This is a genomic window from Stenotrophomonas terrae (genome assembly GCF_001431465.1).
In the GTDB taxonomy this organism is placed as follows: Bacteria; Pseudomonadota; Gammaproteobacteria; order Xanthomonadales; family Xanthomonadaceae; genus Stenotrophomonas; species Stenotrophomonas terrae.
Genome location: NZ_LDJJ01000006.1, coordinates 66,849 through 82,704, shown reverse-complemented (window position 1 = coordinate 82,704; position 15,856 = coordinate 66,849). Strand labels below are relative to the sequence as shown.

The following is a 15,856-nucleotide window of genomic DNA, read 5'->3' as shown; positions in this document are numbered from 1 at the left end:
CCTGCACTACCGTCATGGTCGGGCAACGTTGCTTAGAAGTTCAAGGTCAGCGATACCCCTGCTGTGCGGAAGCTGTCTGGTGACAGGTATTGCATCAAGCCACCGCTGTTGAGGGTGGGGCTGTAGTCAATGAGGCTACGGTAGTGCTTGTCCAGCAGGTTGCGTGCGTACAGCGACACTTCCCATTTACCGTCCTCGGCGCCGATGCCGACGGAAAGGTTGGCCACGCCGTATCCCGGTGTCCGCGTGGAGGATTGCGCGGCGGTGTTGTAGAAATGGCTCTTGTAGCTCCAGCCGGCATTGGCGTTGACGGCCAGGCCGTTGCCGAGGGCGTGATAGTAGTTGCCACTGAGCGAATAGCTGTACTTGGACACATACGGCGGCGTGAATCCCGTCAGGTCGGCCTGCACAATGCCGTCGACGAGGCGACAGGGAGCATCCCGGTTGTTCTCGCAGGTGGTGAAGTAGTCCCGGAACTCGGCGTCAGTCAGCGCGCCGGTGGCGATCAACGAGAAATCCGCGCTGGGACGCCAGCTCACTTCCAGCTCAGCACCCTTGGTGCGCATCTCGCCGGCGTTCGACATGGCCCAGCCCAAGGTCTGCGGGATGTAGACCTGTGCCTGGAAATCCTTGTAGTCGGTCTTGTACAAACTGACGTTGACGGTGAGGCTGCGGTCAAAGAACTGCGATTTCGCGCCCAGTTCGTAGGCGGTGGATTTCTCCGGCTGGATCAGGGTGGACTGGTTCCAGATCGGATCAATGGTGGGGCCTTTGTAACCGGTGGCGATGTTGGCGTACCACATCAACGTAGCGTTCTGCTGGAACTGCAGGGCGAGCTTTCCAGATACGTTCTGCTTGCTGATCTCTCCCTGCGAGGGAAGGATAGTGCCAAGGTAGATCACCGGCTTGCCTTCGGCGGTGGGCATCTCGATGGGCGTCATGGAGGCGACCACCTTGTCATGGGTGTAGCGCAGTCCAGCGCTGGTGGACCAGCGATCGGTCAGCTTGTAGCCCAAGTTGGCGTAGAGCGCGTGGCTCTTGGTGTCGGCGTGGATATGCTGCCTGGGCCCGGTGAGGGAGAGATATACGCTAGGCGGCACGGGATCGAAATTGAAGCCGCCGTAAGCGTAGTACTCGTAGGTGCTGTCGACATTTGCGTAGTAAGCACCCAGCACGTAGTCCAGGCGTTCGTCCTGTGTGGCGCCGGCCAAGCGGAATTCCTGGCTGATCTGATGGGCACGGATCGTGGTGATGTTCTTGTTGATGAAGTCCGCAGGCGACTGGTCGATGTCGTGCACTTGGTTGACGGTTGAGGCGCGATAGGCGGTGATTGAGGTGAGCTGCGCGTCGTTGGCAAGACGCAGGTCGGCCTTGGTCGAAAAGCCGGTCACGCCCTGGAAGGCAAATGCGTCGGCGTCGGCCTGGCTGGTGAAGCTGTCGCCGCCGATATGCCCGAATCCGGCGAAACTGGCGTTGTAGTTCTCTTCCGTGCCTAAGCTGTAGAGCGTTGCGACGCCGCGGTTGAACAAGGTCTGGCGTTCGGCCGCAACCAGGATGTCCAGCTGTTCGGTTGGCTTCCACAGCCATTTGCCGCGGATGCCGCGCCCGGTCTGGTCACCGATGTTCCAGTCGTGGAAAGCATTGGCGGTGGCGCCATCCTGGTCCTTGTAGTAGGCGGAAAGACGCAGCGCTGAAGTGTCCGAGATGCCCAGATTGGCGGTGAGGCGCGCGACATGTTCATTGCGCTCACCCAGCGACAATGCGGCGGAGCCACTGGTGGTACCGATCTCCGGGGCGCGGGTGCTGATGTTCACAATGCCGGCTGAGGCATTCTTGCCGAACAAGGTGCCTTGGGGCCCGCGCAGTACTTCGATGTGCTCGATGTCGCTGAAGCCCGCCACGCCGGGGTCACGCGGGATGCCGATGACCACGTCATCGACCACGGTGCCAACCGTCTGTTCCGAGGCGACGCTGAACGCCTGGGTGCCTATGCCGCGCACCTGGAAACCGCCGCCATTCGCGGTGCCCGCTGTAGCGGAAAAAGATACGCCCGGGGCGACGTATTGCAGATCGGAGATGCTGCTCATGTTGGTACGGTCAAGCTGCTCGGCGGTGACCACGCTGATGGAGATCGGTGTGCTCTGCAGGGGCTTTACCTGATGTGTGGATCTGACCATGACCGTATCGAGGTCCTTGGTCGTTGGTTCAGCCCCACCTGCCGCGTCCTGGGCCAGCGCGGGGTGTGCAGCGGCCAACGCTGAAAGCAGAGCCAATGACAGGTGATTGCAACGGATCCTGGAAGCTGTGTGCCGAAATATTGGTCGGGGGGCTTTTGTCACGCGTTTCTCTCCGGTGATGGTGCTTGCGGGACCGGCTTAGCCGGCGTTGTGTACAGCGATCTATGTGTTGCGGTACAGCGCTTGGACGTTGTTTCTTGTGACGCGGCGCATGCCGCTGCGCGCGGCAGTGAACCATCGTGTTTGGTCATGGCGTTGCCCACCGGCACGCTGTCCCGCGCGCTGAGCGCAGGACGGGTTCAGGACACGGTTCTGGTAGAAGGGCTGCGCGGACTGGAGTTTGGAAGAACTCGGGTGGCGATGCGTGTAGTGCCTAAAGTCGGCTCGCCGAAGGTGCACTTCGCATGATTGGTCTTGTCGCGGTTCTCATGGATATTGCGCAGAGCGCAGCATTCATGGGTTTGGCTCCGTAGGCCAAATAACCGCCGGAAACTTTCGGGGCGATCGGCGTTGTTTCAGGAGTCCTGATCGAAGTGTGGTCGCGACCAACAGCGGCTGGCTTATGCGGGAAGTAGACAGTGAAAATACCTGCGCGGAACGCTGGTTCCGTCAGCTTCAATGTTGCAGGCGGTATGCCGTTAGTTGGCATGCCGCACTGCGATACCGGTGTACGTTCCATTGCTGGGTCGGCTCCACACACGTTGATCGATGACTTTCATGATCTACGGGAGGGAAGATCTTTAAGTGGCGATATCTTTGTCAACGGCAGTTGCGCGAGATGCGCGAACTGGAACATTCCACGAGCAGGTTACAGTCGCATCGGTATGGGGTAGCTGTTTGATTTCTATCGAGAGTGGCTACGGTGATATGGGTGCGGTGCGGCGCGCGCATGATCAGCAGTGCTGAGGTTTGCTGCGCTGGCGTGATGGTTCTGCGCCATCGGTGGGAGTGATGATTGAGCATGCCGTCGGAAATGGCTACAGGTTTTTCTGCGCTTTTCCGAACAGTTGGGAGCTCATGGTCATGCACGGATGGCGCCACCGTAGAAAGGCATAGGCATGTCAAATCATCTACTTCCCACGACAGTTGTATCTGGCTGCAATCCACCAAGGGCAACCGAGATTGCCGCCCAAGCGCAACAGCAGGCGTTTTTTGCGTGTGTCCGAGTTATGACTGCAACAGCTTCGAGGCCGATCAGGCACGGCCCCCAGCGCAGTGGGCGAGGACTATCCGCGTTTGCTCTTGTTGGCCTTTGCGGCTTCGAACATAGGCTGGCGGAAGAATGGATACAGGGCAGCGCTGAACAGGATCGCCACCGTGGCGTAAGCCAGCAGCTTCGCATCTGCACCGAGCAAGGCGTAAAGGCAGTAGGCGACCGCGGCGGCGGCAGTGAACAGGCTGGCAGCGCGCATCCAACCCTGTTCACCACGCTCCAGGGTGGAGCAGATCAGCGCGCCGGCCGAGAACAGGTAGGGAATGATGGTCAGCAGTACCGCGATATTGGTCAGCTGGTCGAACTGGCGGGCCAGCGTGGGCGAGGAGGTGACCAGCAGCAAGGCGCTCATCAGCACTGCCACGATCATCAGGCCAGTGCCCGGCATGCCGTGTTTGTTGAGCTTGCAGAACACCCGAGGAAACAAGCCGTCCTCGGCTGCTGCCTTGGCCGATTGCCCGACCAGCAGCATCCAGCCGCCCAGCGCGCCGGCTGATTTGAGGATCGCGCACAAGGCGATCACCAGCGCGCCCCAGGGGCCGATCATCAGCTGGGCGACATCGGCGAACGGTGCCGAGGAGTCGCGCAGCTGTGCCATCGGCACCATGCCCATGATCACCAGCGAGCAGCTGATGTAGATCACCGCCGCCAGCGCCAGCCCGAGCAGGGTGGCGAGCGGGATGTTGCGTTTGGGGTTGTCGATCACATCGGCCGATACCGCCGCGCTCTCCACACCCATGAACGCCCACAGCGCGATGGAGGCACTGCGCGAGATCGCGGCGCTGTCGTCCATGCCGCTGACGTTCCAGCCGGCACTGAACAGCGCCGGGTCGAACCACCACCAACCGAAGATGGCGATGCCCAGTATCGGGATCAAGGCCAGCAGCAGGGTGCTGGTTTCCAGCGCGCCGATCCAGCGGGCGCCGCGTGCGTTGGCCAGGCTCAGCAGCCAGATCACCGCCAGGGTGAAGCCAAGTCGTGGATAGACATCCTGCAGCCATGGCCACAGGTGGCTGAGGTAGCCGGTTACGACCAGGGCAATGGCGACATTGCCGATCCAGTTGCCGAACCAATAGGCATAGTTGCTGACGAAGCCGATGTAGTTGCCAAACGCATCGCGCGCATAGGCGTATGGCCCGCCCGGTTGCGGATCCAGCTGCGACAGGCGTGCGAACACCAGCCCGAGCGCGATGGCGCCGGCGGTGGCGATCAGCCAGCCCACCGAGGAGATGCTGCCGACCGTGGCCAGGTTGGCTGGCAGCAGGAATACGCCGGTGCCTATCATGTTGCCGGCGACCAGCATGGTCGCCATGGTCAGGCCCATTTTCCGCGATGTTGCCGCGCTCATGTCCAGGCCCGATCGGAGGTGAAATCGATGGTCAACCAGAAACGGCCGGAGCGTGCGTCCAGCTGTGATGCGATCTCATCGCGCAGGCGGTCGACATCGCCGATGCTGCCCAGCTGGGTGTCGGGGCGGGTAAGGATGTGGATCTCGACGAACTGCATGCGGCCGATCTTGGCGACATGGCTGGTGAAGCCTTCAAACTGATGCTTGGCGACGAACTGCTGCATCACCTGCTGGACAAGCTGGTCCAGCTCGTCGGGGGCAACCTGCAGCACTTCGCGGGCGGCCTTCCATGCGCCACGCAGCGGCACGGGCAGTGTGGCCAGGCTGATGCAGGCCAGCACCAACGGGTCCAGGTAGGGGATCCAGTGTTCATGCGCGCCACCGCGCAATGCCAGCGCAAGGACGAAGGACAGCACCACCGCCAGGCTCATCATGCCGGTCAGCAGCCAGGCGCGCGCATCCAGGGTCAGCAGGCCCGATTGCAGGCGACGTGCATGGCGGCCGATCCACACCGCCATTGCCAGGTCCACCACCACCAGCAGCGCGGCCCAGAGCAGGCCGGGGCCAAGCCGCGTCTCGTGGCCACCATCGCTGAGGCCGATCACTGCATTGGCCAGGGCGTAGATGCAGGCCAGGCTGAGGATGGCGCCGCCCAGCGCCTCGACCATGGGCTCCAGGTGCCAGAAACCATATTGAAAGCGAGGGCTTTGTTCCTTGGCCATCAGCCGTAGCACAGCCAATGCGACCAGCGTCAGTGCCAGATCCACCATGCTGTAGATGCCGTCGAACAGGATCGCCTGCGAGCGGGCGAGCATGCCGCCAAAGAAACCGATCGCCGCAACCAGCACGGTTGCTGCGATCGAGCGTTGCAAAACCTGTTGTTCCTTGCGTGTGCTGGTCATTTGGCTCTGCGAAGGGGCGGTTCGGGATGTAAGGGCGCCAGGCTTGAAAAGCCCCTCTCCCGTTTACGGGAGAGGGGTTGGGGTGAGGGCGCTTTGAAAGCACGTGGAGCAGATCTTGAGCTGAGCGGAGCGATAGTAAAAACAAAGATGCAAGAAGCCAGAAGCCAGAAGCTCCCCTCATCCGCCCCTGCGGGGCACCTTCTCCCGCAAGCGGGAGAAGGGAATGCCTGCAGCTGTTTCTGCAACCTGCCTCAAATCTTCAAAACCTCCACCCGATAACTCGGCTGCTCGCCGCTGTTGTCGATGATCAAGCCATGCACATCCGACTCAAATCCCGGGAAACGCGCGTTCTGTTCGCGGGCGATGCGCAGTGACTGGATGATGGGTTCGTCGCTGGCGCCGAAGCGTTCGCCCGGCATGATGGTTGGAATACCCGGCGGATAGGGCACCAGCATGGTGCCGGCGACGCGGCCGCTGAGCTGGTCGATGTCCACCCGCTCGATCTCGCCACGCACAAGATGGTTATAGGCTTCGGCAGGGGTGATGACCGGCTCCGGCAAATCCACATACATCTCGCGCATCACCTCGGCAACACGGAACTCCCGGTTGAACTCGTGCAGGGCCATGCACAGGTCGCGCAGGCCCCAGCCGGCGTAGGCTGCAGCATTGTCTTCGAGCAGGCTGGGCAGTGACTGGCTCAGCGGTGCGTTGGTGTCGTACAGGTCCTTGAACGCCAGCAGCTCGGTGACCAGTGTGCTCCACTTGCCCTTGGTGATGCCCATCGAGAACAGGAACAACACCGAGTACAGATTGGTCTTTTCCACGGTGAGGCCGCGCGACCACAGGAATTTGCTCAGTATCGCCGCGGGGATGCCGAGCTTGCCCATCTCGCCATCCATCGACAGGCCGGGGGTCAGCAGGGTGACCTTGACCGGATCGATCAGCACATAGTCATCGGCGAGGTTGTCGAAACCGTGCCAGCGCGCATCCGGGCGCAGATACCAGTCCGGGCGCGAGGTGACCATCGGCTTGGAGCTGTCGCCCTTGGCCAGGTTGCGCTCCACGCCATCGGGTTGCCAGACCTTGAACCACCAGTCATCGCGGCCAAGATCCTCGCTGACGTGCAGCATCGCTCGGCGGAAGGTAACGGCTTCATCGTGCATTTCCTGCACCAGCGATTTACCGGCCTCACCTTCCATCATCTTCGAGGCGACATCGCAGGAGGCGATGATGCCGTAATGCGGGCTGGTGGAGGTATGCATCATGAATGATTCGTTGAAGCGCTCTGCATCCAGTTCGCGCGTTGCCGCATTGCGCACATGGATCATCGATGCCTGCGAGAACGCAGCCAGCAGCTTGTGCGTGGAATGGGTGGTGAAGATGATGGCGTCCTGCTCGCGTGGCTTGCCCTTGGCCATGCCGTAGTGGTTTTCGTAGAAGGGGTGGAACGCGGCATAGGCGTACCAGGCTTCATCGAAGTGCAGGAAGTCCACCGCTGAGCCGAGGTTGTCGGCAATCTTTTCGGCGTTGTAACAGAGCCCGTCATAGGTGGAGTTGGTGACCACCGCTATGCGCGGCTTGACGCCGGGCTTGACGGCCTTGCTGGCCAGCGGATTGGCCTGGATCATCTTCTGCAACGCTTCAGCGGAGAACTGATCCAAGCTGATCGGGCCGATGATGCCGTGCGCGTTGCGGCTGGGGGTGAAGTACACCGGAATGCCGCCCGTCATGATCAGCGCGTGCAGCAGCGACTTGTGACAGTTGCGGTCGACAAACACGATGTCGCCACGCGCAACCGTGCCATGCCAGACGATCTTGTTGGCGGTGGAGGTGCCATTGGTGACGAAGAAGGTATGGTCGGCACCGAAGTTGCGCGCGGCCTCGGCTTCGGCGTCACGGATCGGGCCGGTGTGGTCGAGCAGCGAGCCCAGCTCCGGCACCGAGATCGACAGATCGCTGCGCAAGGTGTTTTCGCCGTAGAACTGGTGCAGTGCACGGCCTACCGGTGACTTGGTGAAGGCGACGCCGCCGGCGTGTCCGGGCGTATGCCAGGAGTAGTTGGATTGCGCGGAGTGATGGATAAGCGCCTTGAAGAACGGTGGCAGCAGCTTGGCCATGTAGTCGTCGGCGGCGCGCATCACCTGGCGGGCGATGAAGCTCTTGGTGTCCTCGAACAGGAAGATGTAGCCGTGCACGAACTTGAGCAGCTTGCTCGGTATTTTCTCGATGGTGCGGCGTTCGCCGTAGAGGAATACCGGCAGGTCGGCGCGGCGCTGGCTCTGCTCCCGCAGGAAGGCGAGCAGGCGTTGGAACTGGTCGTCATCGTCCTCGGTGCCGTCGATGGAGATCAGTACCGCCGACGCGGCCACATAGGTGCGTGCGCCGGCACGGGCATCGTCCAGGTTCAGGCCGGTGAGCACGCGCTGGTCGCTCTTGCGCAGCTCATCGGCCAGGGCGCGGATCAGGATGCCGGCGATACGCGGCGATTCGTAGTCGGCATCGATGATGACGATCGGGTAGTCCAGTGATTTGAAGTACATGGCGTTGTTCCTATCTACCGAGCGGGGGATCAGTTCGTGCTGGCACGTGCGGTGCCATTCGGAGTGAATTTGGCCAGGCGCTGCTTGCGGCGCTCATCGCTGAAGAACGGATAGAACACGGTGATGAACAGTACGAACAGGAAGGCGTACTGGACGATGCTGCCGGACGATCCATAGATGGCCCACAGGCAGTAGACGACGGTGATGCTGGTCAGGACCCAGAACGCGCCGGTGTGGGCCAGCGTATGCGAGCGCTCGACCACGAAATAGCAGGCCACGCAGGAGTAGATATAGGGCAGCAGGGTCAGTACCACCGCCGCCGAGGTGATCACGTCGAACTGTGCCGAGGCGGTTTCCGAAGTGGAGGTGATCAGCACCGCCAGCGTCATCAGTACCGCGACGATCAGCACGCCCTTGACCGGCACCTCGTCCTTGTTGATCTTGCTGAAAACGCTGGGGAACAGGCCATCATCCGAGGCTGCCTTGGCACTCTGCGCGGTCAACAGGATCCAGCCGCCCAATGAGCCGGCAGCGCCGACGAAGGCGCACAGGCTCACCAGCGCGCCGCCCCAGCCACCCACCGCGTTGGCTGCGGCCAACGCGAACGGTGCATCCGATACCTGCAGGTCGGCGTTGGGCACCATGCCCATGATCACCGAGGAGCTGGCGATATAGGCAATTGCCGCCAGAAACACGCCGGCCAGGGTTGCACGGGCCACGTTCTTCTCCGGGTTTTCCACCACGCCGGCGGTGACCGATGCTGATTCCACGCCAATGAAGGCCCACAGGGTCAGTGCCGCGGCGCTGGAGACCGCTCCGAAATTGGATTGGCCGGAAACGTTGTAGGCACCCTTGAAGATGGCGGGGTCGAAGTAGAACCAGCCAAAGATGGCAATGCCCAGGATCGGCACCAACGCGAAGCTGGTGGTCACCGTCTGCACGCGGCTGACGAAGGACGGGCCGATCACATTGGCAAAGCTCAATGCCCACACCAGCAGCAGCACCGCGATGCAGCGGGGCACTGGATCGGACAGCACCGGGAAGAAATAGCTGAAGTAGCCGACCGCTGCGATCGGAATGGCGACATTGCCGATCCAGTTGGCGAACCAGTAGATGGTATTGGTCTGGAAGCCCATATAGGGGCCGAACCAGTCACGCGCATAGGCATACGGGCCACCGGCCTTGGGCGCCAGCTTGCCGAGTTTTGCGAATACGAAGGCCAGCAACAGCGCGCCGGCCGTGGTTACCAGCCAACCCCAGATCGAGGCGGTACCGATCTTTGCCAGGCTCGATGGCAGCAGGAACACCCCTGAGCCCATCATGTTGCCTGCCACCAGGAAGGTCGCGCCAACGACCCCGATTTTCTTCTGACCTGCCATGACTATCTCCTTTCACCGGCATTGCCGGTTCATTCGATGGGAAGGACATTGCGTGAATCGTTGGGTGGCGAGCTGCACGTGGCGCGTGCAGGCATCAGCTGCCTGTTACTTGATGAAGTTGTATTGAAGGCTGCCCTGCAGGCGCAGCGTGTCCGCATCACGGCCGTCCTGCAGTTGCTGCTGGCCATACAGCAGCTCCATGCCCATGGTCCACGACGGTGCCGGGCTCCAGAGCAGGTTCAGTGCGGCATAGCGGCTGCGGCGGAAGGCATCGCTGGCGAGCGCGTCGGCGCTGTCGATCTGCAGTTGCCCGTAGATCAGGTTGGACCGCCACAGCTCCGACCAGTAGTGGGTGTAGCCGAAGAAGCCACCGCGCAGCGGTAGCGCCTTGAGCCGGCCGTCGCCATCGATGGCGGCATCCAGGTTGGAGCCGGTGAGGTCGGCGGTATAGCGGCTGATACCCTTGCCGCCAACCAGGCCGAACAGCAACAGGTCACGCTCGGCCACCGCATAGGAGCCGCTCAGCTGCAGGCCGCCACCGAACGTACGGTCGCTGCGGCCATCGCCGTCATAGCCCAGGCTGCGCAGCACCGCGCCCAGTTGCAGGTGGCCCCAATCACGCTCCATGCGCGCGATCAGGCTGACATCGGGAAGATGCTCGACGCTGCTGTCGCTCTGGCCGGTGTTGGCCAGCTGCGAATCCGGGTCTTCGGCGGCCACGGTCAAGGTATTGCCCTTGCCCAGCGCAAAGCTGTGGTGGATGCCGGCAACCAGCAGGTAGCCGGCCGCACCGGGCCCGGCAAAGTCCAGCGTGTCCGGCAGCGAGTCGGCATCCATGAAGGTGGAATAGCCGTAGCCGGCATAGGTATTGCCCAGCTGACCATAGGCATGACGCAGGCGGAACTGATAGCTGTCGCTGCTGCCGAAGAAGTCGTTTTCCAGGTAGAAGCGCAGGTTCCCATGCGTGGTTGGTCGGCGCGCCTCGAAGCTGAAACGGGTCTGCTTGGCATGCATGCCGAAATGCGAGACATCGCGGTGGGGGCCATCCACCGGCATCGACGAGGGAATGAACTGCTCGGTGTCGCCGGCGGCGCGGCTATCGGTGATGGCGTCGAGCTTGGCGTAGCCACCGAGCCGGATCAGGGTCTGCGTGCCGGGAATGGCGATGAAGCCTTTCAGTTCGGGGTCGTTGGGCGGGGGCGCGTTGTCCGGGCGCGAGGCGCCGGTAGATGGATCGGCAACCGAATCGCGGGCGGGGATGATGGCCTGCGCAAGCGACGTTTGATTGGTGCGGGGAGTTTCAGGCTTGGGCGGCGCGATTGAGATCTGCGATGCAGAAGCCGGAGATGGTGGAGGTTTTGCCGAAGGACTGCCCTGTCCCTGCTCCAGTGCATCAAGCCGAGCGTTGAGCGACTGCAGATGCTGCTGGGCCTGGGCGATTTCCGCGCGCAGGGCAGCGACGGAGTCCTGCGCGCCCGCCGTGGCAGGCAGCAGTGCAAAGGGCAGCAATGTGGCCAGCGTCAGTGGTTTCATCGCGTGTTCCGGGGGAAGAAACACCATTGGCGGCCGGAACGGATTCCGGCCACGGGATATCCTGTTTTAACCGCTGCCCGCGCGCCGACCGCCTCCCTCGAATCCGCGCCGAGCCTGCCCATTTACCATGGTCGAGATGAGGTTATTACTACGTGAATATCGGATGAAACCTGATGTCATAAAGAGTCAACTCCTGAGAGCTTTGCGTGGCGCGTTTTTCAGTCCTCACTTTCCATCTGACCTATCGCCAACGGCACCCGGCTGCCATCCAGCAAGCCGCGGCTGAGCTTGCCGTCTTCGATGAACAATAGTTCGCCGTTCTCGCCATTCTTGATGCTGCTGTCGATGGCGATGATGCGATCGCCGTGAAAGCTGCTGACATGCGGCATAGAAGTGTGGCCGACGACGATGCGCTTGAGCCCGAGCTGGTCGAGCACGCCCTGCACGCCGGCCGTATCCAGGCGGCCGTCGAAATAGCCGCGGTACCAGATTGGGCTGGTCTTGCCGTCGTACAGCGGCGCAGTTGTCGCATCGGCCTTGACCTCGGCCTTGGGCCGCCCCAGCGATGCCTGGTAGGCCGTATTGGTTGCGGTTTGATCCAGCGCCAACGGCAAAGCCTCGGGCGAGATGCCGCCGTGCAGGAACAAGGTATCGCCGATGCGCAGCAGCACCGGCCGGGTCCGCAGCCATTGGCCGATCACCGAATCCGCACCGTACAGCTGCGGGTAGCTGCGGCCCAGCAGCTGCGCGCTGCGCAGGTATTTTGGATTGACGTAGCGCAGGTCGTCGTACAGCACCATGGTTTCGTGGTTGCCGAGCACGAAGTGCACCGCGCCGCCAGCCTGTGCGGCCTGCTGCTGCAGGCTGTACAGCAGCCAGAACGCTTCGGTGACCTGTGGGCCGCGGTCGAACACATCACCGGCGATCACCAGCGTGTCGCGTCCCAGTGCCCAGTTGTCGTCCGGGTCGATCACGCCGTTGGCGCGCAGCAGCTGCCGCAGCAGGCCGTACTGGCCGTGGATGTCGGAGACGGCGACGATGCGCGGCACCGCCGGCAGTATGGCGATGGCGGGATCGGCAAGCGGGGCGATGTGCAGCGTATGCGGGTAACCGCAATCGCGGCTTGCGCGGCGTACGTTGTTGCGGTTGCCCCGGTATTTCCGCGACACCACGCGGTCGTCACAGATCCATTGCGCCTGCAGCCGCGTGCCGTCGCGGAAGATGTAGGGGCCATCGGCCTGTACATGGTCGGCCGGTTCAGGCACTTCGCGGGCGATGGCTTGCGATAGGGGCAGGGCACTGCACAGCAGCGCGATCAGCAGGGCGCGGGTTACGACGGGCATGGCGGATTCCGGAATCGGGTGGCCTGATGCACCCGAACCCAGCCTAGGCCGCTGCTGCCTGCACGGCATGTGCTATCGGTTGGTTGCGCGCGCTCAATCGCGGCGCAGCGCGTTGCGTCCCGGGGCAGCGGGCAGGGCGTCACTGCCCAGTACCACCCGGTTGCGGCCCTGTTTCTTGGCCTGGTACATGGCGGCATCGGCGCGTGCCATCACCCGCTCGTAGTCCGGGTGGCCGTCATACAGGGCCACGCCGATGCTGGCGCTGATCTCCAGCAGCTGGCCATCGGCCAGAACGACCGGGGTCTCGGCCATGCGCCGGCACAGGCCATCGGCAATCACCATTGCCTGGCGCGCTTCCACAGCGACCAGTACAACCACGAACTCTTCGCCACCATAGCGGAATACATAGTCGCTGCCGCGGGTGAACTGGCTGAGGATGCCTGCCACATGCTGCAGGGCGCGGTCGCCGGCTTCGTGGCCGTGCGTGTCGTTGATCGCCTTGAAATGGTCAAGGTCCAGCAACAGCACGCCGAAGCTGCCGGATGATTTTTCCGCCAGTTCAATCTCGCGACGTAGCACGGTGGGCAGGAAGCGTCGATTGAGCAGGTTGGTCAAGGCATCGCAGCCGGCATCCAACTCGCCGATGCGCTCGAACAGCATGCCCAGCAGGCTGCGCACCTGGCTGACCTTGGACCGCACATCCTGCAGCCGTGCAGTGCGCACGGCCGGATCGCTTTCCTGCTGCAGGGTGTGCTGCAGCAGCTGGTCAACCTCGTTGATCAGGGCGCTGATCTGGCGGGTTTCCGAGCTCTCGCCAAAACTCGGTATGCCCTTGTGGTTGAACCACAGGCCGAATTCCGAACGCGCCAGGGTCTGGAAACCGCCCATGTCGCCCTGCGCCGCAAGTGCGTAAAGCAAGGTGTTTTCCCAGTCCAGCAGCAGGGCGCGCTGGCGTTCGCGCTCGGTGCTGACGTTCTGCACCAGCGAGAACAGGCGGTAGGCGGCATCGGTGCGTGAGGAACGTTCCCGTGCATTGGAATAGGCAAGTGTCATACCCTCCAGCGCGATATCGAACGAAGCGGTAAGGCTGGCGATGGCCGCATGCGCGGTTTCGCTATGCCCGGCGTGTTCGCCGATCAATTGGAACAGGCGTTGTTTCAGTACGCGGGTGCCGCGGGTGACCAGATCCACCGGTATGCCCACGCGTGCATGTACATCGCCGATGACACGCTGGTTGGCGATCAACTGTTCGACGTCGGCAGTGCTGGCGCGTAGCAGGTCCCTGACCCAGCGTTGCATCGCCGGTTGCAGGCGCACCCGCACCTGGTCATGTGACATCGAGCGTGAGGCACGCGCGTCGTTCATCATGATCTTGTAAAAATGCGCGGCAAGTTCGGCGGCATGGCCCTCGGCCAGACCGGCCAACACGCTGCTTGCAGCGGGGCCGGCAGCCTCGAGGCTGTATTTCCAGGCATCGGCCAGCGCGCTGCTGTCGGTGTCGGAAGAGGGATTGGGCGAGGGGGCGATATTCATGCGTGTGATCGTTAAAGTGCCAAGAGGCAGCCGACCATTATCGGCAGCAACAAGCGGATTTTGAGGACTTTGTGTTGATAGCTGTGTTCACTGTTTGTTCAAGTGCGGTTGTGCTGCGCGATTGTGGGTTGAGCCGATGATCAGCGCCGGTCCGTTCCCCTTGATGGCCCTGCTTGCCTTGCTGGCGTTGGCGGTTGGATGGTTCTTCGCGCGCGCGCTGACGCCGGTGGCGGAAGGCATGCGCAGCCGCGCCGGCGCCGTGGTGCTGGATGCATTCCTGCTGGGGCTGCTCGGCGCGCGTCTGGCACATGTGGGCTTGCATGCAGGCGACTACCTGGCACAACCCCTGTCCATCATCCGGCTGGGTGATGGTGGCTTTTCGATCTGGGCGGGGCTGCTGGTTGCAGCGGCCTATGCGCTGTGGAAGACGCGGCAGCGCATTCTGCGCAAGCCGGTGCTGCTGGGCTTGTCCGCCGCTGCCGCGTTGTGGGTGGTAGGCGGCATGGCGTTGTTCGCGCTGCAGCGTTCATCGATACCCTTGCCCGATGCGGTGCTGGTGGACATGCAGGGCCAGCCCGCGCCACTGGCGGCATTCGCCGGCAAACCGGCCGTGATCAATCTATGGGCCAGCTGGTGTGGGCCGTGTCGCCGCGAGATGCCGGTGTTGGCGCAGGCGCAGCAGGCGCATCCGCAGGTGCAGTTCGTGTTTGCCAACCAAGGCGAAACCCACGATGAGGTCGCAGCGTATCTGAGTGCCGAGAAAATGCAGCTCGGCAATGTGTTGCTGGATGCCGACTCGCGGGTGATGCAGCAGACCGGCGCGCGCGCGTTGCCGACCACCCTGTTCTTCGGCGCCGATGGCCGTCTGCACGATGTGCATATGGGCGAGCTGTCGCGTGCCACCCTGGAAGCGCGTTTGCGCGCGATGCAATAACCCCTTACTGGAAGAGATACACGATGATGCGTTCGCGTTCGATGTTGCTGTTTTCCTTGCTTGCCCTGTCACCGCTGGCCTGTGCACAGACGGCCGGTGCCCCGGCTTCCACCGCCGGCAAGCCGGCGGCGGCCAACGAGCCGGCCGTGGTTGCCACGCTGCGCTCGCAGGGCGTGGAATTCATGGGCACGTTCGAAACCCCGGTTGGCCTGACGGGTTACGCCGGTGTCGCCGGCCAACGTCCGCTGGGCGTCTATGTGTCCAAGGACGGCCAGTACGCCGTGGTGGGCACCCTGGTCAATGCCAAGGGTGAAGATGTCAGCGCGGCCAAGCTCAAGGAGCTGGTGTCCGGGCCAATGGGCCAGCAGGCCTGGGCCAAGGTGGAAGCCAGCCATTGGGTGCGCGACGGCAAGGCCGATGCACCGCGCGTCATCTATTCTTTCAGCGACCCCAACTGCCCGTACTGCAATCGCTTCTGGGAAGCGGCGCAGCCGTGGGTGGCTGCAGGCAAGGTGCAGATCCGGCAGATCCTGGTTGGCGTGATCCGCGAAGACAGCGCCAACAAGGCCGCTGCCATTCTGGGAGCAAGCTCGCCGGAGCAGGCGCTGATCCAGAACGAGCGGGACTTCGCCAAGGGCGGCATCAAGCCGCTGGCGACGGTGCCGGCGGCGGTGCAGGCCAAGCTGCGCGCCAATGAAGCCTTGATGCTGGATCTGGGCTTCCAGGGCACCCCGGGGATCCTGTTCAAGGATGCCGATGGCACCGTGCAGATGCGCTCGGGCATGCCGCAGGGTGATGACATGCAGACGGTGCTCGGCCCACGCTGATCGCTGAATCGGTGGCGGCGATGTAATAGTCTCCGCCACCGCAGGCTGACTAAGCTGGCCCCGCTAA

At 62.7% G+C, this 15,856-nt stretch carries 10 protein-coding genes; 2 read left to right on the top strand and 8 right to left on the bottom strand.

Going from position 1 to position 15,856, the window contains the following annotated elements; translation table 11 throughout:
- Positions 1-32 precede the first annotated feature (32 nt).
- From ABB27_RS02170 to ABB27_RS02135, 8 genes are all read right to left on the bottom strand, one after another.
- Positions 33-2,177 (bottom strand): TonB-dependent receptor, encoded by a 2,145-nt coding sequence (locus ABB27_RS02170; RefSeq protein ID WP_152984395.1) that lies wholly within the window; start codon positions 2,175-2,177, stop codon positions 33-35.
- 1,286 nt (positions 2,178-3,463) lie between these two features.
- On the bottom strand, positions 3,464-4,798 hold the full coding sequence (locus ABB27_RS02165; RefSeq protein WP_083491096.1) for an amino acid permease: 1,335 nt from the start codon (positions 4,796-4,798) through the stop codon (positions 3,464-3,466).
- Positions 4,795-5,700, bottom strand: a complete 906-nt coding sequence (locus ABB27_RS02160; protein WP_057626585.1) for a cation diffusion facilitator family transporter — start codon at positions 5,698-5,700, stop codon at positions 4,795-4,797. The genes ABB27_RS02165 and ABB27_RS02160 overlap by 4 nt, the downstream gene beginning before the upstream one ends.
- A 251-nt stretch (positions 5,701-5,951) precedes the next feature.
- On the bottom strand, positions 5,952-8,240 hold the full coding sequence (locus tag ABB27_RS02155; protein ID WP_057626584.1) for an Orn/Lys/Arg family decarboxylase: 2,289 nt from the start codon (positions 8,238-8,240) through the stop codon (positions 5,952-5,954).
- 29 nt (positions 8,241-8,269) lie between these two features.
- Entirely contained in the window at positions 8,270-9,619 is a 1,350-nt protein-coding gene (gene adiC, locus ABB27_RS02150) for an arginine/agmatine antiporter (RefSeq protein WP_057626583.1), read from the bottom strand.
- A 105-nt stretch (positions 9,620-9,724) separates the two neighbouring features.
- A complete protein-coding gene (locus ABB27_RS02145) occupies positions 9,725-11,152 on the bottom strand; it encodes a DcaP family trimeric outer membrane transporter (RefSeq protein WP_057626582.1) in 1,428 nt (475 codons plus the stop codon).
- Between the two features lie 218 nt (positions 11,153-11,370).
- Positions 11,371-12,495, bottom strand: coding sequence for a metallophosphoesterase (locus ABB27_RS02140; RefSeq protein ID WP_057626581.1), 1,125 nt, complete (start codon positions 12,493-12,495; stop codon positions 11,371-11,373).
- A gap of 93 nt (positions 12,496-12,588) precedes the next feature.
- Positions 12,589-14,028, bottom strand: coding sequence for a GGDEF domain-containing protein (locus ABB27_RS02135; protein ID WP_057626580.1), 1,440 nt, complete (start codon positions 14,026-14,028; stop codon positions 12,589-12,591).
- A 136-nt stretch (positions 14,029-14,164) separates the two neighbouring features.
- Here ABB27_RS02135 and ABB27_RS02130 point away from each other — a divergent pair, with 136 nt between their 5' ends.
- Together ABB27_RS02130 and dsbG are read left to right on the top strand one after the other, a co-directional pair.
- Positions 14,165-14,962, top strand: coding sequence for a TlpA family protein disulfide reductase (locus ABB27_RS02130; protein ID WP_057626579.1), 798 nt, complete (start codon positions 14,165-14,167; stop codon positions 14,960-14,962).
- Positions 14,963-14,985: 23 nt separating this feature from the next.
- Complete coding sequence (gene dsbG / locus ABB27_RS02125; protein WP_057626578.1) at positions 14,986-15,789, top strand: thiol:disulfide interchange protein DsbG; 804 nt, start codon at positions 14,986-14,988, stop codon at positions 15,787-15,789.
- Positions 15,790-15,856 lie beyond the last annotated feature (67 nt).